General features: G+C 70.9%; 18 protein-coding genes. 9 read left to right on the top strand and 9 right to left on the bottom strand.

The window, feature by feature from the left end:
* Positions 1–2: 2 nt before the first annotated feature.
* Both AB0411_RS29560 and AB0411_RS29555 read left to right on the top strand, forming a co-directional pair.
* A complete protein-coding gene (locus AB0411_RS29560) occupies positions 3–392 on the top strand; it encodes a DUF6896 domain-containing protein (protein ID WP_366420336.1) in 390 nt (129 codons plus the stop codon).
* A gap of 709 nt (positions 393–1,101) precedes the next feature.
* Positions 1,102–1,749 carry a hypothetical protein gene (locus AB0411_RS29555; protein ID WP_366420335.1) on the top strand — a complete coding sequence of 216 codons (648 nt, stop codon included), beginning with the start codon at positions 1,102–1,104 and terminating at the stop codon, positions 1,747–1,749.
* 124 nt (positions 1,750–1,873) lie between these two features.
* Here AB0411_RS29555 and AB0411_RS29550 read toward each other — a convergent pair whose 3' ends face one another.
* The gene (locus tag AB0411_RS29550) at positions 1,874–3,676 is read right to left on the bottom strand and encodes an ABC-F family ATP-binding cassette domain-containing protein (protein ID WP_366420334.1); all 1,803 of its coding nucleotides are present in this window, start codon (positions 3,674–3,676) and stop codon (positions 1,874–1,876) included.
* A 448-nt stretch (positions 3,677–4,124) separates the two neighbouring features.
* Here AB0411_RS29550 and AB0411_RS29545 point away from each other — a divergent pair, with 448 nt between their 5' ends.
* Positions 4,125–4,913 carry an alpha/beta hydrolase gene (locus AB0411_RS29545; protein WP_366420333.1) on the top strand — a complete coding sequence of 263 codons (789 nt, stop codon included), beginning with the start codon at positions 4,125–4,127 and terminating at the stop codon, positions 4,911–4,913.
* Between the two features lie 100 nt (positions 4,914–5,013).
* On the opposite strand, the gene AB0411_RS29540 is transcribed toward AB0411_RS29545, so the two are convergent.
* On the bottom strand, positions 5,014–5,379 hold the full coding sequence (locus AB0411_RS29540; protein ID WP_366420332.1) for a hypothetical protein: 366 nt from the start codon (positions 5,377–5,379) through the stop codon (positions 5,014–5,016).
* 14 nt (positions 5,380–5,393) lie between these two features.
* Complete coding sequence (locus AB0411_RS29535) at positions 5,394–6,647, bottom strand: helix-turn-helix transcriptional regulator (RefSeq protein WP_366420331.1); 1,254 nt, start codon at positions 6,645–6,647, stop codon at positions 5,394–5,396.
* 504 nt (positions 6,648–7,151) lie between these two features.
* Between AB0411_RS29535 and AB0411_RS29530 the strand changes: the two genes are divergently transcribed.
* The 4 genes from AB0411_RS29530 (at position 7,152) to AB0411_RS29515 (ending at position 9,540) form a co-directional block, all read left to right on the top strand.
* The gene (locus AB0411_RS29530) at positions 7,152–7,376 is read left to right on the top strand and encodes a hypothetical protein (RefSeq protein WP_366420330.1); all 225 of its coding nucleotides are present in this window, start codon (positions 7,152–7,154) and stop codon (positions 7,374–7,376) included.
* Positions 7,364–8,482 carry a radical SAM protein gene (locus AB0411_RS29525; RefSeq protein ID WP_366420329.1) on the top strand — a complete coding sequence of 373 codons (1,119 nt, stop codon included), beginning with the start codon at positions 7,364–7,366 and terminating at the stop codon, positions 8,480–8,482. The genes AB0411_RS29530 and AB0411_RS29525 overlap by 13 nt, the downstream gene beginning before the upstream one ends.
* On the top strand, positions 8,479–8,616 hold the full coding sequence (locus tag AB0411_RS29520) for a hypothetical protein (protein ID WP_366420328.1): 138 nt from the start codon (positions 8,479–8,481) through the stop codon (positions 8,614–8,616). The genes AB0411_RS29525 and AB0411_RS29520 overlap by 4 nt, the downstream gene beginning before the upstream one ends.
* Positions 8,617–8,718: 102 nt before the next feature.
* Positions 8,719–9,540 (top strand): aminoglycoside phosphotransferase, encoded by an 822-nt coding sequence (locus AB0411_RS29515; protein WP_366420327.1) that lies wholly within the window; start codon positions 8,719–8,721, stop codon positions 9,538–9,540.
* Positions 9,541–9,555: 15 nt separating this feature from the next.
* Here AB0411_RS29515 and AB0411_RS29510 read toward each other — a convergent pair whose 3' ends face one another.
* The 6 genes from AB0411_RS29510 to rsmI all read right to left on the bottom strand — a co-directional run bounded on the left by AB0411_RS29510 (position 9,556) and on the right by rsmI (position 15,261).
* Positions 9,556–10,485 carry a 4-(cytidine 5'-diphospho)-2-C-methyl-D-erythritol kinase gene (locus AB0411_RS29510; protein ID WP_366420326.1) on the bottom strand — a complete coding sequence of 310 codons (930 nt, stop codon included), beginning with the start codon at positions 10,483–10,485 and terminating at the stop codon, positions 9,556–9,558.
* Between the two features lie 25 nt (positions 10,486–10,510).
* On the bottom strand, positions 10,511–11,425 hold the full coding sequence (gene rsmA, locus AB0411_RS29505) for a 16S rRNA (adenine(1518)-N(6)/adenine(1519)-N(6))-dimethyltransferase RsmA (protein WP_366420325.1): 915 nt from the start codon (positions 11,423–11,425) through the stop codon (positions 10,511–10,513).
* A 22-nt stretch (positions 11,426–11,447) separates the two neighbouring features.
* Positions 11,448–12,602: a ubiquitin-like domain-containing protein gene (locus AB0411_RS29500; protein ID WP_366420324.1), complete on the bottom strand. Its 1,155-nt coding sequence runs from the start codon at positions 12,600–12,602 to the stop codon at positions 11,448–11,450.
* 190 nt (positions 12,603–12,792) lie between these two features.
* Positions 12,793–13,668, bottom strand: coding sequence for a TatD family hydrolase (locus AB0411_RS29495; RefSeq protein WP_366420323.1), 876 nt, complete (start codon positions 13,666–13,668; stop codon positions 12,793–12,795).
* Positions 13,669–13,701: 33 nt separating this feature from the next.
* Complete coding sequence (locus AB0411_RS29490) at positions 13,702–14,157, bottom strand: hypothetical protein (protein WP_366420322.1); 456 nt, start codon at positions 14,155–14,157, stop codon at positions 13,702–13,704.
* A 216-nt stretch (positions 14,158–14,373) separates the two neighbouring features.
* Entirely contained in the window at positions 14,374–15,261 is an 888-nt protein-coding gene (gene rsmI, locus AB0411_RS29485; RefSeq protein ID WP_366420321.1) for a 16S rRNA (cytidine(1402)-2'-O)-methyltransferase, read from the bottom strand.
* Positions 15,262–15,358: 97 nt separating this feature from the next.
* Here rsmI and AB0411_RS29480 point away from each other — a divergent pair, with 97 nt between their 5' ends.
* Together AB0411_RS29480 and AB0411_RS29475 are read left to right on the top strand one after the other, a co-directional pair.
* Entirely contained in the window at positions 15,359–17,089 is a 1,731-nt protein-coding gene (locus tag AB0411_RS29480; RefSeq protein ID WP_366420320.1) for a dolichyl-phosphate-mannose--protein mannosyltransferase, read from the top strand.
* 188 nt (positions 17,090–17,277) lie between these two features.
* Positions 17,278–18,930 carry a penicillin-binding transpeptidase domain-containing protein gene (locus tag AB0411_RS29475; RefSeq protein ID WP_366420319.1) on the top strand — a complete coding sequence of 551 codons (1,653 nt, stop codon included), beginning with the start codon at positions 17,278–17,280 and terminating at the stop codon, positions 18,928–18,930.
* Positions 18,931–18,960: the final 30 nt, after the last annotated feature.

The following is an 18,960-nucleotide window of genomic DNA, read 5'->3' as shown; positions in this document are numbered from 1 at the left end:
GCGTGAGCACCGGCGACCAGCTAACGGAAGCACTGAATGATTTCAGGAAGGCCAAGAGGGCGATCGAAGAAACCTTCGAGGCTTCAAGTGCCCCAGAAATTGTTTCAGCGGTGCTGAGCCACAGCCTCCCGCGTAGTGGAACGTGTTCGAATGGATTCGATTACTCCGTTCACGGAATCGGCTACACCGTTACACTCCCCGACGGAGGGGAAGTCCACCTGGATGGCAGCCGTCAAGGTGACTGTTTCACCCTTTACGACTTGGAGCTTTACTTCGAAACCTCATCGAGGTTCGAGGAGATGGACGTAGAGGACATCGAGCGCGAATGCTCGCTGATGACAGAGCAGGGTGTCCTACAAAAAATCCGCACCGGAGTGTACCTCCTGCTCTAGTCGTTCATTCACTTGTCGCTTCACCTATTGGACCGAGTGGCGCAGGCAGCAAGGGTCCAAAGTGGCGCAGCTGGAGGGAACATCGAGCCAAGGGCAGCCCTTCCCTGCCTATGGGGAGAAGTGGAGTGCATATCGCCATTGCCGGCGTACTGGTGATCGCGGCCCCGGCGCCGCCAATCGCCCTCCGCGGCGGAGGGCCCTCAATGGTGGCCACCGGCACACCGAGCCCGATCTCGATGCTGCAGAAATTGCTATGCCGGGGCTAAAGAGGCGTACCAGCCACCTAATTTCGGTGGCGTCCTGATCATTTGGGCCCGGGGCAGAGAGGTTCCATGTCCTTCTCCCGGCAGAGGATCAGGTTGATCTCCAATCGCTGGACGTCATAAATGTGCTACTGAAGTATCGGGATGAAATCAGCGTGATCGAACTTTCGGTCGCGCCTCGGAGAAGAAAGATGTCGATGACTGCTCCACAACAGCCACCAAGTGGTTTCGGGCAGGTGCCGCATTATGGTGCGCCGCAGATGCCGCAGTCCGGTTCGCCGACCGGGTATCCACCGGCTGCCGCTCCCGGTGGGCCGGCGCCGTACGGGCAGCAGCCCCACCCCGCGGGGCCGGCCTACGGACAACCGGCGCCTTACGGGCAGCAGCCGGGCCCCTACGGAATGCCCCAGCAGGCCCCCCAGTTCGGGTACGTCGGCGGGCCCGGCATGCCTCCGCCCATACCGCCGAAGAGCAATGCCGGGAAGGTGTGGGGCATCCTCGGCGCCGTAGCCGGTGTGCTGGTGATCGGGACGTTGGTGTCGACCCTGGCGTCCAGTGGCGGAGCAAGTTCGTCGGGCGCGTCCGGCGGGCCGAAGTACCGGATCACGGTGCCGCATACGTTGGCGGGCGGGGAGTACAAGCTCGCCAAGGACATATCCCAGCAGGCCGGCAGTGCGGTGCCGCATGACGGGGCCAATGAGCACGGCATCGAGGCGGCGGGCGGGCAGTACTCGTCCGGGACCAAGTCGCTGGTGATGCTGGGGCTCTACGGCGTCATTGATGATCCCGAGACGACCGTCGACCACACCATCCGCGGCATGACGCGCGACGGTAAGACGGAAGTCGCCGTGGCGGACAAGGAGTTCACGCCCAGTGGGGGCGGGGGTTCGCTGACCTGTGGTGTGGATGTGCGGACGGAGATGGGGCAGAAGGTCACCCTTCCGTTCTGCGTCTGGGCCGATTCGAGTACGAGCGGGAGCGTCGCCGAAACCGATGCCTCGGAGCTGTCGAAGGATCCGCACTCCATCGACCTTCAGGAATTCGCCGACAAGGCGGCCAAGATTCGCAGTGAGGTCAGGAAACCGCGCGGCTAGCTCTTCGTCGCCGCGTGCAGAGCGCCTCCTGAAGGGCCGCCGATGATCGTGTGGTCACCGCAGGGCATCGACGCGGTGACCACACGATGATCGGCTTCGCCCAGGAAGCGCCCCGTCCGCCTCCCTACGCCTCCTCCGCCAGCTCCAGCCACCGCATCTCCAGTTCGTCCTTCTCCGCGCTCAGTTCGCGGAGTTGGGCGTCCAGGCCGGCGACCTTCTCGAAGTCCGTCGCGTTCTCGGCGATCTGGGTGTGGAGGGTGGCCTCCTTCGCGCCGATTTTGTCCAACTGGCGCTCGATCTTCTGGAGTTCCTTCTGGGCGGCGCGGTTGACCGCGGCCGCCTTCTTGGGGGCCGCCGCGGTCTGCTGGGTGGGTGCCGGTGTCGCGGCCTCGATGACCTGGCGGCGGCGGTCGAGGTACTCGTCCAGGCCGCGCGGCAGCATCCGGAGGGTGGCGTCGCCGAGCAGGGCGTGGACCCGGTCGGTGGTGCGCTCGATGAAGTAGCGGTCGTGGCTGATGACGATGAGGGAGCCGGGCCAGCCGTCGAGGAGGTCCTCGAGCTGGGTCAGGGTCTCGATGTCGAGGTCGTTGGTGGGCTCGTCGAGGAAGAGGACGTTGGGCTCGTCCATCAGGAGGCGCAGGATCTGCAGGCGGCGGCGCTCACCGCCGGAGAGGTCGCCGACCGGCGTCCACTGCTTCTCCTTGGTGAAGCCGAACTTCTCGCAGAGCTGGCCGGCGGTCATCTCCCGGCCCTTGCCCAGGTCGACGCGCTCGCGCACCTGCTGGACGGCCTCCAGCACCCGCAGCGTCGGGGGGAGTTCGCCGACCTCCTGGGAGAGGTAGGCCAGCTTGACGGTCTTGCCGACGACGACGCGGCCGGCGGCCGGCTGCGCCTCGCCCTGGGTGCGGGCCGCCTGCTCCAGCGCCCGCAGCAGCGAGGTCTTGCCGGCGCCGTTGACGCCCACCAGGCCGATCCGGTCGCCGGGGCCCAGCTGCCAGGTCAGGTGCTTGAGGAGGATCTTCGGCCCGGCCTGGATGCTGACGTCCTCCAGCTCGAAGACGGTCTTGCCGAGGCGGGAGCTGGCGAACTTCATCAGCTCGGCGTTGTCGCGCGGCGGCGGGACGTCCGCGATCAGCTCGTTGGCGGCCTCGATGCGGAAGCGGGGCTTGCTCGTGCGGGCCGGGGCGCCGCGCCGCAGCCACGCCAGCTCCTTGCGCATCAGGTTCTGCCGCTTGGCCTCTTCGGTCGCGGCGATCCGCTCCCGTTCGGCCCGGGCGAAGACGTAGTCGCTGTAGCCGCCCTCGTACTCGTGGACGTCGCCGCGCTGGACGTCCCACATCCGGGTACAGACCTGGTCGAGGAACCACCGGTCGTGGGTGACGACCACGAGGGCGGAGCGGCGGGCGCGCAGGTGCCCGGCCAGCCAGGAGATGCCCTCGACGTCGAGGTGGTTGGTGGGCTCGTCGAGGACGATCAGGTCCTGCTCGGCGATCAGCAGCTTGGCGAGCGCGATCCGGCGGCGCTCACCACCGGAGAGCGGGCCGATGACCGTGTCCAGGCCCTGGGTGAAGCCCGGCAGGTGCAGATCGCCGAAAAGGCCGGTCAGCACGTCACGGATCTTGGCGTTGCCGGCCCACTCGTGGTCGGCGAGATCGCCGATGACCTCGTGCCGGATGGTGGCGGCCGGGTCGAGGGAGTCGTGCTGGGTGAGGACACCGAGGCGCAGCCCGCCGTTGTGGGTGACCCGCCCGTCGTCGGCGCTCTCCAGCTTGGCGAGGATCCGGATCAGGGTGGTCTTGCCATCGCCGTTGCGTCCGACGACGCCGATCCGGTCCCCCTCGTTGACGCCGAGCGAGACACCGTCGAGCAGGGCACGGGTTCCGTAGACCTTGCCGACGGCTTCCAGATTGACGAGGTTGACGGCCATCTCACTCCTGCACTCAGACCTGCGCTTCCGACCTGCACGTCAGATCGATCGACCTACCCAGCCTAGTCGGCGTGGGGAGGAGGGCCGCCGGGAGATGAAGAACGGTGGATAAGTGCGGGGAGATGAGTAACGGAAGACCAGTAGCCGTACCGATAGCAGGGGCGGCGGCCGGGCCCGGCGTGAGCCGTATGTCCGCCGACCAGGCACCGGGCGTCCTCGCCGTAGGCGGTCGGACACCGTGGGCGATGGACCCAGCAGGTCTTCGGGCGTCGTGCCCGCCGTACCGGCGGTCGGCGCCGTACCGGTCGGCGCCCCTGCGTGGCCGCTGTCGTGACGGTGGTGATCGGCAGGGGCAGCAGGAGCGCGGTGGGCCGGCGATCTCCTGGGTTGCGCGGCCCTGGGCATCACGGGCGCCCGAGGCAACCGGCCCTCGTTGTAACGTGCCGTCATGGCACCGGACATGGGCATGGCGGACACCGCGGGCACGGCAGTGGAGACGGTACGCGGGCTGGTCTACGGCCCGGGCGGGAAGCGGCTGGATGTGCACCGGCCGGCGGGTTCCCGCGGGCCGGTGCCTGTCGTGCTGCTGTGGCACGGCATCGGCCCCGACGAGCGGGACGTGCTCGAACCGCTGGCGCGCACCGCGGCGGCGCACGGGCTGCTGGTCCTCGTCCCGGACTGGCGCTCGGACGCCGCCGACGGGGGCCGGGCGCACCTGCTGGAGTCGCTTGCCTTCGCCCGCGAGGAAGCGGGCGGGCTGGGCGGCGACGGGGAGTCGTTGGTGCTGGCCGGGTGGTCGGCGGGGGCCGGAGCCGCGCTGGGGGTCGCGCTGTGGCCCGAGAGCGTGGGCGGGTGGCAGCCGACCGCGGTGGTGGGGGTGGCGGGACGCTACGACCTGACAGCGCGGACCACCGGGACCGCACCGCTCGACGATCTCGCCGCGGGGCGGGAGCCGGGCGTGCCGGTCCACCTGCTGCACGGGGTCCGCGACACCATCCTGGACGCCCGGTACTCCCGCGACCTCGCCGAGACGCTGCGGTCGGCGGGCCGGGCCGTGACGCTCCAGGAGCTGGACAGCGACCACGCAGGCGTGATCATGACCGCGTACGACCCGGCGGCGGACCGTTGCGTCCCGTCGACCGCGGAGCACGCGGTACGGGCCGGGCAGGCGGTGGCCCGGGTACTGGCCGACGCCGCGAGGAGCGGGGACAGAGCCGGGGCAGAGGGTTCGGCGTAGCGCTCTTTATTCGTGATTCGTGGTCCGGCGGTGGTCACCCCGCCGGATCACCAGGTGCTGAGCCTGCAGCCAACCGCCCCCTGGGACCGCTGCTGTGCGGTCAGCTCATCGACTTCTCGATGGTCTCGAAGATGTCGGCGTCGGTCTCCTGCTGCCAGGCCGGAAGACCGGACCAGTCCGCGACATATCCCGGCTTGGGGTCGTCGAAGTGCTTGAACATCTGGGCCGTCCAGCAGATCGCGACGAAACGGCCCTTCTGCTCCCGGGACAGCCTGGACGTGCGCCCGTCGCTGGCCTCGACGAACTGGCGCACCTGCTCGTAGACCGACCCGGCGGCCTCGCGCTCCCACTGCGGGGTGTCCGCCCAGGGGGTCACGTAGCCGGCCTTCGGTTCGCCGGGGAAGTGCTGGTGCACTCCCGCGATCCAGGCTTCCCGGAACAGTCGTGCGCCTTCGGTCTGCGACATGCCAACCCCTCTCGTCACGGCGTGCTCAGCGTGGCGATCTCCGCCCCCAGCTCGGCCACACGGTGGTCTCGGCTCAGGGGGCCGAACTCGTCGCACAGGTCTCGGAGTCTACGGGCGATGTACCCGGAGGATGAGGCGCGAGCCAGTTCGACCGCTTCTCTTCCATAGGAGGCCGCCTGCTCAGGATCGCGCCGCTTCACGCCGATGGCCGCCAGGTCCGTCAGCACCGCGCCCCTTCGCCGCAACGACTGTCCGGACGCCAAGGCCGTGTGTTGCAAGGCCTCCCGTAGCGTTGCCTCCGCCAGGTCCAGACGCCCGAGTCGGGCATACCGTGCACCACGCTCCTCTGCGAGCCGGGACCCGTCGAACCTGAGCCATCCGCCATTGGCGCTGTCCGGCGTAAGTTCCCGGACTTCCTCGGCGCGCCCCAACGCGCGCTCACATGCTTCCAGGTCGCCCAGGCCGGCGTGCGCCTCCGCTTGGACCGAGGCGACCCAATGACGGGTCGAGAGCGTCTTGTCCCCACGCCCGGCGAGCCTCTCGGCCACGCCGAGCATCTGCGCCGCCTGACGGTATCGGTGCTCCGACATGTCGACGTAGGCGTGCCGTACCAGGGCGCAGGCCCACAGGTCGTACGCTCCGGCGTCCTTGCTGATCGATGCCGCGAGCGCATATGAGGCAGCTGCTTCGGCGTACCGGTTCGCGTCGAATGCCACCTCGCCGACCAGCTGAAAGAGATCTGCGGCCGCATTCAGGAGCGGACGGGCGTTGCCGCGCTTCCCCGCCAGAGCTTCGTTGAGCGTCGTCAACTGCTCGCGGACGACGGGGTAGACGGATCCCTTGGAGCGCGCCAGTTGATAGACCTGCCAGAGGTGGCTGTTCATACGGGCGAAATCGGCGGGAGTTCCCCGGCAAACTCCTGCGGTGAGGGCTTCCGCCTCCTCTGCCGGGAGAGCGGCCAGAGCTCCGCTGACGGTGAGTATGCGCAGGAATTCGCGGCGGATCATGTCGTCAGGCTCTCCCGCGTTCGGGGGGTCACTGGGCTGCTGCCCCGGCTTCTCCTTGCTTGTTGCTCCTGGCGGCATCAGGAGGGCATCCAGCTCGTGAAGGCTGAGGTCGAGGGCGGTAGCCAAGGCTCGTCGCTGGGGCGGTTGAGGGGCGATTCTGCCGCTCTCCCAGCGTCCGACCGTTGTGCGGTCCACGCCGAGTAACTGGGCCAATTTCTCCTGACTGTAGCCCAGGGTCCTGCGCCTTCTCGCCAGTCCCATGATCGACCCTTCCCGCAGTCCGACCTGTTCGAAGTCCGTGCACGGATCTGCGTCAAGACTGCCGCATCGATGCCGTGGAGAACTCCAACTCATAGGGCTTTTCTGGATGTTGCCCCGAACGAGCACAGACCCACAGAGGAGTTCGGTCATGACCACGAGCGGCGAGATTCTGACGCGCGAGCCGGACGACGATGCGCGGATTCCGGCCCTGGGTACCGAACAGCGCGTCCTCATGACACTCAGGGTCTCCCATGACTCCGGCCGGACGTGGGGCCCGGTGAAGGAGGTACGGGAGGATGAACATCCGGTGACATTCGACAACCCTGGCCGGTTCCCACCGTGTACGTGCCGGCGCTGTACCGGTCACAAGCCACGCGTCGGAGCCTCCCCTCGGGTGGTCTCGTGATGAGGTGCGCGCACCGGCGCCGACTGCCGCTGGGCTTGGCGCGAGAAGCGCGGAGGAGGTCGGCCACGGGATGCGTCGACAGTGCTGTTCAGTGCCAGTTGTGCGCACACGAGGACAGCGAGCACTACGGCCTACTCGACGACCTGGAGTACGGCACCGCGCTGTGGTTCCGATGGGGCGGTACCCACGCGGATCTGGTCGTGCTGCCGGACTGTCCGGTGACCGGACCCGGCCCTGACCGGGAGGGATGCTGTCTGTTCGCCGACCACACCGAACAGCACACCTGGGAAGACACCGTGGAGGAGGCCTCGTGCACCGGTTGATCGCGAGTCCGCACAACGGCACGTTCCTCGTCGCCCGGCCCGGCGCCCGGGCCGGCATGCAGATCCCCCGGGCGATGTACGGGCAGCTCGCCTCGATCGCCGAGAGCAGCAGCTCCCTGCCCGACTGGCTCCTCGACGGCGCCCGAACTGCCTGGGGTCTGGACCTGGCGGGCGTGCCCATGCGGGAGGCAGTCCTGGTGCGCCCGGAGACCCGACTCGGTTACGGCCGTGCGACATACGAGATCAACAAGGGCTGCAACTTCAACTGCGAGCACTGCTACCTCGCGGAGCGGAAGTTTGAGGGCCTGCCGTGGGAGGGCAAGGCCCGGCTCCTGCGCCTGCTGAGGGATACCGGGGTGCTGTGGCTGCAGTTCACCGGTGGCGAGCCGTTGATCGACCGCGACTTCATGAACGCGTATGTGCTCGCTCACCGGTCCGGGATGCTGATCGAGATCCTCACCAATGGCTCCCGGCTTCACCGGCCCGAGGTCATCAAGACTCTGAGGGAGCTTCCACCGCACAAGGTGACAGTCTCCCTCTACGGCGCGACGCCGGACAGCTTCGACTCCCTCACCCGGAAGAAGGGGGCGTTCAAGCTGGTCGAGAAGGGACTCATCGCCGCGAGCGAGGCAGGGATCGCCCTCGAACTGGCGCTGATCATCACCAAGCACAACGCGCACGAGCTGGACGCCATGCGAGCCCTCGCCGACCGCTACGGGGCCGGCCGCACCGAGTACGGGACGATCTCCCCGACGTACTCGGGAACTCCCGAACCCCTGGCCGCGCAGGCTCCCGGCTTCCTGGACAAGAGCAGTGTCTTCAAAAACTGTCCCGCCGGCCACACCTTCTTCCACGTCGACCCGCACGGCCTGGCGACCATGTGCAAGGTCGGCCGCGAGAACCCCATCGACCTCATGGCCGAGGGCCTGGACGGACTCCTCCGCCTGCCCGGCATCGCCGATGCCCAGATGCTTCGCACCGGTGGCTGCGGCGGCTGTCGGCTTTCCGGCACCTGCCGGGTCTGCCGACCGCTCGCCAAGGCGTACCAGGAGGCGAAGGCACCACTGAACACCTACTGCCAGCATGGAAGAGAGGAAGCGCAATGACCACTGTCATGGTGGAGATCACGCCCCGGCCTCAGGTCCGGGAAGAGCCCGAGGGAGTCGTCCTCCTGAAGGACCTGGAAACCCTGACCGAGGGTGCCGTCCCGGGCTGCAACGAGGACAACCCGTACCGGTAGGCGTCCAGCCGTACAGAACCGCGGGGGCTTCAGGGCGTTCTCCGTCCGAGGCCCCCGCGCCACTGCATTCGTTGCGCCGCTCCACCGTGGAAGAGTGAGGCCATGGCGACCACCCGCATCGGCCTCGACCGGCTGCCCCCTGCCGCCCGCGCCGCCGTCGAGCACCACACCGGCCCTGTGTTCACGGTCGTGGAGGCCACCGAGGGCTTCAACAGCGAGATCGCCGCGCGTGTCACCTCCGCCGCCGGGGCGTGGCACATCAAGGGCCTGCGCACCGACCATCCCCGCGCCTGGACCCAGCGCCGCGAGGCAGCCACCGCCCCCTTTCTCACCGGGGTCGCTCCCGCGCTCCGCTGGCGCGTCGAGGCCGCCGGATGGGATCTTCTCGGGTTCGAGGCCCTGGACGGCCACCACGCCGACTACGCGCCCGGCTCCCCCGACCTCCCCGAAGTCGCCGCCCTCCTGCGCCGCCTCGCCGAGACCCCTTGCCCTGACGTTGAGCTGCGGCACGCCGAGCAACGCCTGGAGCACTACGCCGCCCGCCCCGACGACCTCCGCTTCTTCGCCGGAGGCCACCTCCTGCACACCGACCTGAACCACGCCAACGTGCTCGTCGACGAGCATGCCCGGCACGGTGATCGGGCGCGGCTCGTCGACTGGGCCTGGGCCACGCGAGGCGCCGCCTGGCTCGACGCCGGCTACTGGGTCATCTGGCTCATCGCCGCCGGGCACACCCCCGCCTCGGCGGAACACCAGGCCGCGGAGATGCCGGCTTGGCACACCGCACCGGCGGAGGGCATCACCGCCTTCGCCGCCGCCAACCGCAACCTCTGGGACGAGATCGCCACCGCCGACCCCGACCCGTGGACCCTCCGCCTGGCAGCTGCCGCAGCCGGCTGGCACCACCACCGCAGGGCCGCCTGACGCAGGCTCCCGGCGCTACAGAACCCGCGCCCCCACCGCCGGCGAATCCGCCACCCGTACCTGGCGGCAGGTGCCCGACGCCATCAGGGCCGACGCCACCTCGCCCGCCGCCTCCGCGTCCTTGACCAGGAAGGCCGTGGTCGGGCCGGAGCCGGAGACCAGGGCGGCCAGGGCGCCGGCGGCGGTGCCCGCTTCCAGGGTCGCGGTGAGCGACGGGCGCAGGGACAGCGCGGCCGGCTGGAGGTCGTTGGCCAGGGTCGCGGCGAGCGCGGTGGCGTCCCCTGACTCCAGGGCGGCCAGCAGTTCGGGGGCCGCCGCCGGCTCCGGCACGTCCGTCCCCGCCGTCAGCCGGTCGAACTCGCCGTAGACGGCCGGGGTGGACAGGCCGCCGTCGGCGACGGCGAAGACCCAGTGGAAGGTGCCGCCGACGGGGAGCGGGGTCAGCAGTTCGCCGCGGCCGCGGCCCAGGGCCGCGCCGCCGACCAGACTGAACGGGACGTCGCTGCCCAACTCGGCGCAGATGTCCAGCAGTTCCTCGCGCGAGGCACCCGTCGACCAGAGGGCGTCGCAGGCCAGGAGGGCACCGGCCGCGTCGGCGCTGCCGCCGGCCATGCCGCCCGCTACGGGGATGTCCTTGGTGATGTGGAGGTGGACGTGCGGCTCGATGCCGTGCCGGGCGGCGAGGAGTTCGGCGGCGCGGGCCGCCAGGTTCGTCCGGTCCAGCGGGATCTGGTCGACGTCGTGGCCCTCGGCGGTGATCCGCAGGGTGTCGGCGGGGGTGGCGGTGACCTCGTCGTGGAGGCCGACGGCGAGGAAGACGTTCGCCAGGTCGTGGAAGCCGTCCGCGCGGGCGGCGCCGACGGCCAGCTGGACGTTGACCTTGGCCGGTACCCGGACGGTGACCGAGGCGGCGGTCGTGCCGGTCGTGTGAGTCGTGTCGGTCATGCGGCTGCTCCCCCGGTCTGCGCGGTCATGCGGTGGCTCCCCCTGCCTGGCGGATGCCGGGTGTCCCGCCCGGCTGCTTGTGCTCGGCGATCCGCGCGAACTCCTCGACGGTCAGCGCCTCGCCGCGGGCCTGCGGCGAGACGCCCGCGGCGACCAGCGCGGTCTCCGCGGCGGCCGCCGATCCGGCCCAGCCGGACAGCGCGGCCCGCAGCGTCTTGCGGCGCTGGGCGAAGGCCGCGTCGACGACGGCGAAGACCTCGTCACGGCTCGCCGAGGTCTCGATCGACTTGTCGCGGCGGACGAGGGAGACCAGGCCGGAGTCGACGTTGGGGGCGGGCCAGAAGACGTTGCGGCCGATGGCGCCGGCCCGCTTGACCTCGGCGTACCAGTTGGCCTTCACCGACGGCACGCCGTAGACCTTGTTGCCGGGGCGGGCGGCCAGCCGGTCGGCGACCTCGGACTGCACCATCACCAGGGTGCGGTCGATGGTGGGGAAGGTCGCGAGCATGTGGAGCAGCACCGGCACGGCGACGTTGTAGGGCAGGTTGGCGACGAGTGCGGTCGGCGCGGGGCCGGGCAGCTCGGCGACGTGCATGGCGTCGCTGTGCACCAGCGCGAAGCGGTCGGCGCGCTCGGGCATCCGGGCCGCGACCGTGGAGGGCAGCGCGGCCGCCAGCACCTCGTCGATCTCGACGGCGGTGACCCGGTCGGCGGCCTCCAGCAGCCCCAGGGTCAGCGAGCCGAGGCCCGGGCCGACCTCGACGACGACATCGCCGGGCCCGACCTCGGCGGTCCGCACGATCCGGCGGACGGTGTTGGCGTCGATCACGAAGTTCTGGCCGCGCTGCTTGGTGGGACGGACGCCCAGCGCGGCGGCCAGCTCGCGGATGTCGGCGGCGCCCAGGAGGGGGCCGGAATCGTCGGTGGTGCTCTTGGTCATGCCAAAGCCTCGCTGCGCTCGTTCACCCGTGAAGCTTACGGCCGCAGACCGGCCACGGGCTCGCCCCCCTTCGGATGTAGAGCTTCTTGGCCCGGTAGGTCTGTTCCCGGGGGGAGGCGTCCTGCGGCCGGCCGTGGCCGCCGAGGGCCCGCCAGGTGCCGGCGTCGAACTGGTAGAGCCCGCCGTAGGTGCCCGACGCGTCGACGGCGTGCGGCCGCCCGCCCGTCTCGCACTGCGCCAGCGCATGCCAGGCGAGGTGGTCGGCGCCGCGCACGGACGTCGGCAGCACCATGGTGCCGAGGTGCACGATCTGCGGACGGGGCGCGTGCACGACCTTGCTGCGCAGCCGCTTCGGCTTCTGCCGGACGCCGTTGACGGTGCGCACCCGGTAGGTGACCCGGCGCACCCCGGGCCGTCCCTGCTGGACGACCGACTGGACGCCGCGGGCCAGATGCGGGTCGGCGCGCAGGATCGTACGGAAGGGCAGGGGCTCCTCGCGGACCTCCTTGGAGCCGGTGATCCTCATCACGGAGATCGTCTGGCCCTCGCGCGGGAAGCTGTCCGGCGGCACCGAGGTGGTGTCCTGGTCGCGCAGCGCGAGTCCGGCCTCGGCCAGCGCCTCGCGGACGGTGGATGCGTTGGTGCGCACCCGGTGTTCCCGGCCGTCGGCGACGATGACCACCGAGCGTTCGGTGCGTACCGCCAGCTCCATGCCGTGCTGCTCGATGCGCCGGGAGCGGGAGGCCGACAGGACGGCGCCCTCGGCCCGGACGCCGAGCTGGTGGAGGGCGCCGTCGACGGTGTCCGCGGTGGTCCACACCCGGCGGCGCTGTCCGTCGATGGTCAGGACGACCGGGCGGCCGTGCCGGACGACGACCTCGTCGCCGCTGCTGAGGCCGGTGCCGGGGGCGGGCGCGACGAGGTCGTGGGCGCCGACGGCGAGGTGCTCGTCGGCCAGCAGTTCACCGACGTCCCCGGCGAAGGTGTGCAGGGTGCGCGGGGTGCCGTCGACGGTGAGCCGGACCGCCTTGTCGTGCGCGACGAAGGCGGTGGTGCCGCCGGCGAGGAAGACGACGACCAGGGCCCGGGGCAGCAGCCGGCGCAGCGCGTCGGGGCGTTCGGCGCGGCGTCTGCGACGGCCGCGCGCGGCGCGGTGGCTGCTCTGCGATGGACTCACGGCGCGCTCCACGGGCCACGGGGTGCGGTTGACGGCCGGAATGTAGCGGAGCGGCGGTGACTCTCCCAACTCGGTCCGATACGGAAAGTGGTCAGATCGGGGGACGGCGCGGGCCCCCGGCGGCGCCGGAGGGCGGCCGGGGGCCGGGCGGAGCGCGGTGCGGGGCGGGCGGAGAGCGGTGGTGTTCCGTTCAGTACCCGAAGGCACGCGCCGTGTTGGCGGCGACGGCGGTGGCCAGGTCGTCCTCGGTCATCTTCATGACTTCGGCCATCGCCCGGAGCGTGACCGGAACGAGGTACGGGGCGTTGGCCCGTCCGCGGTACGGGGCGGGGGTGAGGAACGGGGCGTCGGTCTCGACGAGGACCAGCTCGGGCGGGGCGACGGCGAGGGCGTCGCGCAGCGGCTGGGCGTTCTTGAAGGTGACGTTGCCGGCGAAGGACAGGAAGTAGCCGGCCGCGGCGCAGACCTCGGCCATCGCGGCGTCACCGGAGAAGCAGTGGAAGACGACCCGTTCGGGGGCGCCCTCCTCGCGCAGGATCCGCAGCACGTCGTCGTGCGCCTCGCGGTCGTGGATGACCAGGGCCTTGCCGTGCCGCTTGGCGATCTCGATGTGGGCGCGGAAGGAGCGCTCCTGGGCGGCCATGCCCTCGGGGCCGGTGCGGAAGTAGTCGAGGCCGGTCTCGCCGACGCCGCGGACCTGCGGCAGGCCGGCGAGCCGGTCGATCTCGGCGAGGGCGGCGTCCAGCGCGGCGTCGCCGCCGGGCTCCCTGGCCCCCTGCCGCGACCAGCCGTCGGGGTCGCCCAGCACGATGCGCGGCGCCTCGTTGGGGTGCAGGGCGACCGTGGCGTGCACGGCGTCGTGCGCGGCCGCGGTCTCGGCGGCCCAGCGGGAGCCGGCCAGGTCGCAGCCCACCTGCACCACGGTGGTCACCCCGACGGAGGCGGCCTTGGCGAGCGCCTCCTCGACGGTGCCCTCCTGCATGTCGAGATGGGTGTGGGAATCCGCGACCGCCACCCGAAGCGGTTCGGGCAGCGGCGGCGGGGTGTTCTTGTCCTGCGGTGCCATGGCCGCGATCCTACGAGGGCCGTGGCGCGGACCTCACCTGCGGTGGTGCTGGAAGGGGTGCAGCAGGTCGGAGAGGTGCCAGTGGTGGCGTCCGGAGTCCCCGGCGCCGTCGCCCGTGCGATCCGGGCCGGCCCCGGTGGCCGGTTCCTTCTTCCGCTCGCTGCCGTGCTGGCGCTGGTGCATGCTCGCGATCGCGTCGGAGACCATCGAGACCTGGCCGGAGCGCATGATGCGTACGACGTTGCTGCCGCAGTTCAGGCAGGTGGGGCAGGTCAACGGGGACGGGACCCGCTCGCCGTCCGCGTAGTAGACGACATGGGTCCCGCCCTTGCCGTCGACCTGGTGGACTATCTCGTACGCCTGCTCCCAGCCGTGCCCGCACCGCATGCAGGCGAAGGCGTAGGCCTCGTGCGCGGCGGCGTCGGGACGGGCGATGGGGTGGTCCTCGCTGGTGGTCGAACCGCCGGTGGTCTTCGCGATCTCGCTCATGTGCGCGCTCCTCTTGTCCGCTGGACAAGGTCTTCGGGAACCGTTCGTCCCTCGTCCAGTGGACGCCTCCGGCGCGCAGAATGCAGCCCATCGCCGACGCTATTGGCCCAGATTTGGCCGACGGTAGGAAAATCACCTCAACGCGCCGACCTGCGCTTTACCTTTCCGGTCAGCCATTTACCTTCTGAAGGGTCGCTTTTCGCCCGGCGTCGCGCATCAATTCCCGGCGGGGCCCTTCGCGGCCTTCTTCGCCGGGTCCTTCTCGGCGTTCTTCGCGGCGACCACCGCGTCGAAGACCTCCCGCTTGGGCAGCCCGGCGTCCGCGGCGACCGCGGCGATGGCCTCCTTGCGGCGCTCCCCGGCCTCCTCGCGGACCCGCACCCGGCGCACCAGCTCGTCGGCGTCCAGGTCCTGCGGCCCGCTCTGCGGGGCGCCCTCGACGACGACGGTGATCTCGCCGCGCACCCCTTCGGCGGCCCAGGGCACCAGCTCGCCCAGCGGCCCCCGCTTGACCTCCTCGTACGTCTTGGTCAGCTCGCGGCACACCGCGGCGCGCCGGTCGGCGCCGAAGACCTCGGCCATCGCGGCGAGGGTGTCGTCCAGGCGGTGCGGCGCCTCGAAGTAGACGAGGGTGCGCCGCTCGTCGGCGACCTCGCGCAGCCGGGAGAGCCGCTCGCCGGCCTTGCGCGGCGGGAAGCCCTCGAAGCAGAAGCGGTCCACCGGCAGGCCGGAGAGGGCCAGCGCGGTGAGCACCGCGCTGGGGCCCGGCACGGCGGTGACCTTGATGTCCCGCTCGACCGCCGCGGCGACCAGCCGGTAGCCGGGGTCGGAGACGGAGGGCATCCCCGCGTCGGTGACCAGCAGCACCCGGGCCCCGCCGGCCAGCGCGTCGGCCAGCTCGGGCGTCCTGGCCGCCTCGTTGCCCTCGAAGTACGACACGACCCGCCCGGTGGGCTGGACCTGGAGCGCCTGGGTCAGCCGGCGCAGCCGCCGGGTGTCCTCGGCGGCGATCACATCGGCCGCGGCCAGCTCGGCGGCGAGCCGCGGCGGCGCGTCCGCGATGTCCCCGATGGGCGTCCCTGCAAGTACCAGCGTTCCAGTCACCGTCCCATCCTCCCAGCCCGCCGCCGCGCCCCGATCCGCCGGTATCGCACGGTGGCGCTCCCCGCCGGTCCACAGCGTGCTTCCCTACGATGGGCCGGTGACGAGTGACACCACCGCGACCGACGCCGCCGCGCAGCACGCCCCGGAGCTGTCCGAGCGGCCCCCCGTGTGGCAGCGGCGGCTGCGCCGCTTCGGGTACCCCGTCCGGCCGCAGGGCGATGTCCGCGCGCGGCTGGTGCCCGCGTTCCCCGAGCCGGGCGGCCGCCTGTGGGCGGTGTTCGGCGCGGGCCCGGACGCGGCGGCCCGGCTGGCGCGCTGGTCGGGCTGGACCGGTCCGCTGCTGGTGGCGCTGTTCGCGGGGGTGCTGCGGTTCTGGAACCTGGGCAGTCCGCGGAAGGTGATATTCGACGAGACGTACTACCCCAAGGACGCCTGGTCGCTGCTGAAGTACGGCTACGAGGGCACCTGGGCCAAGAACGCCAATGACGCGCTGGTCGGGCATCCGCCGCAGCTGCTGCTCTCGCCGGAGCACTCGTACGTCGTCCATCCGCCGATGGGCAAGTGGCTGATCGCGCTCGGCGAGTGGGCGTTCGGGATGGACCCCTTCGGCTGGCGGTTCACGGTGGCGCTGCTCGGCACCCTGTCGGTGCTGCTGGTGTGCCGTATCGGCCGCCGGCTGCTGCGGTCGACGGCGCTGGGCTGTCTGGCGGGCACCCTGCTGGCGGTGGACGGTCTGCACTTCGTGATGAGCCGGACCGCGCTGCTGGATCTGCTGGTGATGTTCTGGGTGGTGGCGGCGTTCGGCTGCCTGCTGGTGGACCGGGACCGCACCCGGGCCCGGCTGGCGGCGGCGCTGCCGCTCGACTCCGCCGGTGTGGCGCACCCGGACGGGGAGGTCGGCGACCGGCTGCGGCTGGGCCCGCGCCCCTGGCGGATCGCGGCCGGGCTGTGCCTGGGCCTGTCCGCGGCGACGAAGTGGAACGGCCTCTACTACCTCGCGGCCTTCGCGCTGATGGCGGTGCTGTGGGATGTCGGGGCGCGCCGTACGGCGGGCGCCCGGCGCCCGTTCCGCTCGGCGCTGCGCCGCGACGTCCTGCCCGCCTTCGGGTCCACCGTCGTCGTCGCGCTCGCCGCCTACCTCGCGTCGTGGTCGGGCTGGATCGCCACCAAGGGCGGCTACTACCGCGACTGGGCGACCACGCCGGACGGCCGGACGGGCCACTGGACCTGGCTGCCGGACTGGCTGCGCAGCCTGTGGCACTACCAGACCGAGGTCTACTCCTTCCACACCGGACTGACCACCCCGCACACCTATCAGTCCAACCCGTGGAGCTGGCTGGTCCTGGGCCGCCCGGTCTCGTACTTCTACGAGGACCCCAAGGCCGGCCAGGACGGCTGCACGGCGGCCGAGGGCTGCGCCCGCGAGGTGCTGGCGCTGGGCACCCCGCTGCTGTGGTGGGCGGCCTGCTTCGCGCTGCTCTACGTCCTCTACCGCTGGCTGTTCCAGCGGGACTGGCGGGCCGGGGCGATCGCCTGCGGGGTCGCGGCCGGCTATCTGCCGTGGTTCCTCTACCAGGAGCGGACCATCTTCCTCTTCTACGCGGTGGTGTTCGTCCCGTTCCTGTGCCTGGCGCTGGCGATGCTGATCGGCGCGATCATCGGCCCGCCGGGCTCGACGGAGCGCCGCCGCACGATCGGCGCGGTCGGCGCCGGTGTCCTGGTGCTCCTGATCGTGTGGAATTTCATCTACTTCTACCCGCTCTACACGGGTATGCCGATCCCCAAGTCGGCCTGGCACCACCGGATGTGGTTCGACACCTGGGTGTAGCGGACCGGCGTCCGGCCGCCGGTCCCGGGGCGGCCGGACGGAGTTCGACAACTCTGTAACAGCTCTACAACAGCGCGTCACCGTACCGTGCCCTGATCGAGACTCGCGGCCTCCCCGTGTCCCTTAGAGTGCGAGGCACGTTCTTGTGTGCGTATTCAAGAACGAGACTCTGGGAGGGAATCGGTGGCATGCGCCGTGAGGTGAAGTACGGGCTGATCGGCGGATCGGTGGCCCTGGTGGCGGGAGTCGTGGGCGGCTTCACGCTGTTCGGGGGCTCGGACGAGTCTCCGCAGGAGGTCAGGTCGGCGGACGCCAAGGACGGCGGCAACAAGCCCGAGGTGAAGACCGGCCCCCTGTCGGCCAAGGAAGTCCGCACGACGACACAGGACTTCCTGACCGCCTGGCAGTCCGGCGACGCGGCCAAGGCGGCCGGGCTGACGGACGACCCGGCGAAGTGCAAGGCCGCCCTGGAATCCCTCGCCAAGCAGGCACGCTTCTCGAAGGTGGCGCTCACGCCGGGCACGCCGTCGGGCGACAAGGTGCCCTACGGCGTCGCCGCGCAGATCGACTACAAGGGCACCAAGGCGGCCTACTCGTACCGCACCGCCACGACCGTGGAGCGCGACAAGAGCACCGGCAAGCCGCGGATCGCCTGGCAGCCCGCGATGCTGCACCCGGGGCTCGCCAAGGGCGACCAGCTGCAGACGGGCGAGGCCGAGGCACCGCCGATCAAGGCCGTGGACCGCAACGGCGCCGCGCTGACGCCCGAGGCGCATCCGGCGCTGGCCGGGGTGCTGGACAGCCTGCGCGACAAGTACGGCGCCAAGACCGACGGCAAGCCGGGCGTGGAGCTGTTCATCCACCGCGCCAAGAGCGCCAAGCCCGCCGACCAGCTGCCCGACAAGACGCTGAAGGTGCTGTCCAAGGGCACCCCGGGCACGCTCAGGACCACGCTGGACGCCAAGCTGCAGGCGGCGGCCGAACGGGCGGTCAAGGGCAAGAAGTCCGCTTCGGCGGCCGCGGTCAAGCCCAGCACCGGCGAGATCCTGGCGCTCGCCAACTCCCCGGAAAAGGGCTTCAACATGGCCACCCAGGGGTCGCTCGCCCCCGGCTCGACCATGAAGATCGTGACCTCGGCGCTGCTGATGGACAAGGGCCTGACCTCGCCCGGCAAGAAGAACCCCTGCCCCAAGTACGTGACCGTGGGCGGCTGGAAGTTCCAGAACCTCAACAAGTCCGAGATCAAGGACGGCACGTTCGCCCAGAGCTTCGCCGCGTCCTGCAACAACGCCTTCATCTCGCACGCCAAGGACCTCCGCGACGACGACCTGACCAACGAGGCCCGGGACGTCTTCGGCATCGGCCTGAACTGGCAGACCGGCATCCCCACCTTCGACGGCGCGGTGCCCGTGCAGCACGACGCGCAGATGGCGGCCTCGCTGATCGGCCAGGGCGGGGTGCGGATGAACCCGCTCAACGTCGCCTCGCTCTCCGCGACGGTCCGGGCCGGCTCCTTCCACCAGCCGTACATCGTCTCGCCGCAGCTGGACCACCGCACGCTCGCCAAGGCCGCCCGCACGATGAAGCCGTCCACCCTCAGCGGCCTGAAGTCGCTGATGAAGCTGACGGCGACCTCCGGCACGGCCGCCGAGGCGATGGCCGGGGTCAGCGGTGACATCGGCGCCAAGACCGGCTCCGCCGAGGTCGACAACCAGAAGAAGCCCAACGCCTGGTTCTCCGCCTACCGCGACGACCTCGCCGCGGCGGCCGTCGTCCCGGCGAGCGGCCACGGCGGCTCCAACGCGGGCCCGGTGGTCCGCGCCATCCTCACCGCCGGCTGACGCGGCGGGGCGCCCGCCGGGGTGCCTCTC

This window comes from Streptomyces angustmyceticus (genome assembly GCF_040701845.1).
Classification (GTDB): Bacteria; Actinomycetota; Actinomycetes; order Streptomycetales; family Streptomycetaceae; genus Streptomyces; species Streptomyces angustmyceticus_A.
This window is presented reverse-complemented; position numbering and strand designations above follow the sequence as displayed.

Excerpts from the sequence above, each read along its gene's own strand:
- AB0411_RS29555 (WP_366420335.1), top strand. The coding sequence starts at position 1,102 with ATGCCTCCGCCCATACCGCCGAAGAGCAATGCCGGGAAGGTGTGGGGC.
- AB0411_RS29550 (WP_366420334.1), bottom strand. The coding sequence starts at position 3,676 with ATGGCCGTCAACCTCGTCAATCTGGAAGCCGTCGGCAAGGTCTACGGA.
- AB0411_RS29545 (WP_366420333.1), top strand. The coding sequence starts at position 4,125 with ATGGCACCGGACATGGGCATGGCGGACACCGCGGGCACGGCAGTGGAG.
- AB0411_RS29540 (WP_366420332.1), bottom strand. The coding sequence starts at position 5,379 with ATGTCGCAGACCGAAGGCGCACGACTGTTCCGGGAAGCCTGGATCGCG.
- AB0411_RS29535 (WP_366420331.1), bottom strand. The coding sequence starts at position 6,647 with ATGGGACTGGCGAGAAGGCGCAGGACCCTGGGCTACAGTCAGGAGAAA.
- AB0411_RS29520 (WP_366420328.1), top strand. The coding sequence starts at position 8,479 with ATGACCACTGTCATGGTGGAGATCACGCCCCGGCCTCAGGTCCGGGAA.
- AB0411_RS29515 (WP_366420327.1), top strand. The coding sequence starts at position 8,719 with ATGGCGACCACCCGCATCGGCCTCGACCGGCTGCCCCCTGCCGCCCGC.
- AB0411_RS29510 (WP_366420326.1), bottom strand. The coding sequence starts at position 10,485 with ATGACCGACACGACTCACACGACCGGCACGACCGCCGCCTCGGTCACC.
- rsmA (WP_366420325.1), bottom strand. The coding sequence starts at position 11,425 with ATGACCAAGAGCACCACCGACGATTCCGGCCCCCTCCTGGGCGCCGCC.
- AB0411_RS29495 (WP_366420323.1), bottom strand. The coding sequence starts at position 13,668 with ATGGCACCGCAGGACAAGAACACCCCGCCGCCGCTGCCCGAACCGCTT.
- AB0411_RS29490 (WP_366420322.1), bottom strand. The coding sequence starts at position 14,157 with ATGAGCGAGATCGCGAAGACCACCGGCGGTTCGACCACCAGCGAGGAC.
- AB0411_RS29475 (WP_366420319.1), top strand. The coding sequence starts at position 17,278 with ATGCGCCGTGAGGTGAAGTACGGGCTGATCGGCGGATCGGTGGCCCTG.